1 protein-coding gene is annotated in these 1,702 nt (G+C 38.7%); it reads right to left on the minus strand.

Annotation, left to right across the window (positions count from 1 at the left end; translation table 11 throughout):
* Nucleotides 1-240 precede the first annotated feature (240 nt).
* Nucleotides 241-1,554, minus strand: a complete 1,314-nt coding sequence (locus G4407_RS15975; RefSeq protein WP_173689664.1) for an IS30 family transposase — start codon at nt 1,552-1,554, stop codon at nt 241-243.
* Between the last annotated feature and the right edge of the window lie 148 nt (nt 1,555-1,702).

The raw sequence follows: 1,702 nt of genomic DNA on the forward strand, positions 1-1,702 counted from the left end.
ACTTAAATGAAAAACTAATTTCCAGCTGTAGATTATCCCTGTAATTCTGCAGGATTAATTTCCACTTTACGCCTTAACAAATTCATATATTTGCTTTATAATGAGTCCATAAGCACCCAGTTTTAATGTTTTTTTACATGCTAAATGGGCATCTGAAAATAGTATGCAGGACTAAATTCCACATGCCTTATGTGTAAGACTAAGTTCTGGTGCAGTGAAATCTGCCTGTGCTTTACTGTTTTATTTTATAAGTTTCGGACTAAGCATAACGTCATCAGGTTCAATCGCCTTTAATCCTAATGCTTTATGCAGCTTGTTGTCCAAGAGTAAAAGAGAGAGTTCATATGGACTGTGTCCATTAAAACTGTCTCTTTTTTCGTTATTTATGTGATTCATCATAAGCCTGACTTTATCGTCATTTAAATCAGCGAATGAGCTGCCTTTCGGACATATATAGCGGATATATTCATGATTCTTTTCACAGGCACCTTTTTGCCAAAAGCTGTATGGATCACAGTAAAAGACAGTAGTACTTTTACTTCCGTCACAGAATTCCTCCATCTCTTTTCGGGCGGAGAATTCAGAACCTCCATCTGTGAGGATTACTGGAAAAAGCTTTTTGAATGCCTCCTGCCCCAAAACTGTTTCCAGCCATACAAAGACCTCCAGGACGCATTCCTGATCCTGATATTCCAAAAGGAACATGAGCATAAGATTGCAGTTGCGGAACGTAAAGGTTAAGATGGCTTTGCTTTCGCCTTTCTTACCTTCCACACAGTCCATTTCCACGACATTGGTATCTGGATGTTCCTTTATATAATCCTGAAAATCTTCGTAGTTATGACCTTGGCGGTAAGAACGGTCTTTTGATCCTGCCTTCGTAGGTTTCCTGCGCTTTTTATAGCGCACAGAGCGTCTTAAATCACCATTGCGAATATCAAATACACAATCATTAATGTAAGAGTAAAGTGTTCTTCTGGAGCAGCCTAATTCCTCTGCGTGGGTAGCATAAATGTGTCCGATGGACTGGTGTTTATCCCTGATCAGCGGGACCAGTAAATCGTTCATGGACTGAATGCTTTCTGGAGTCTGATTGATACCAACTCTGCTATCAACAAGCACACTGCGATATTCATCATGAGCATACTTGGAAGAATAAAACATTCTTGGCATGAGACAATGGCTTTTTTTAGCGCATCCATTACATACATATGGCGGCTTTTTAAGCTTTTCACATTCCGCCGTTTCATATGCAGGACATACATCTATACAACGCATGTTTTGCTTTTTACAGATTTTACACATAGTTCCGCATTGCTCATCACAGAGACAGGTCATTTTACATTTTTTTCGATGAATGCAGGGAGGATTGGTATAACCCGGATCCGGACGCTCTTTGACACGTGCATGAAGACGTACTTCCTTAGATATTGTTGAGGAATCTTTGCCTATGATTCTTCCAATTTCAGCAAAGCTTTTATTCTCAGTAAGAGATTTTTCAATCTCAACACGCTGCTCAAATGTTAAATGTTTCCGATTGCCTTTATTATTCATATTTATCTCCAATCTGCACAGGCAGGCAATCAGTTGCAAGTACAGTATACATAGCAATGGTTATCAACGACAATATATATGTGCAGAAGTAATTTCTATAAGACTAGAATTTACTCTTGCCAACTGGAAGTTAAAAATACATTTAAGT

Source organism: Allocoprococcus comes, from assembly GCF_013300725.1.
In the GTDB taxonomy this organism is placed as follows: Bacteria; Bacillota; Clostridia; order Lachnospirales; family Lachnospiraceae; genus Allocoprococcus; species Allocoprococcus comes_A.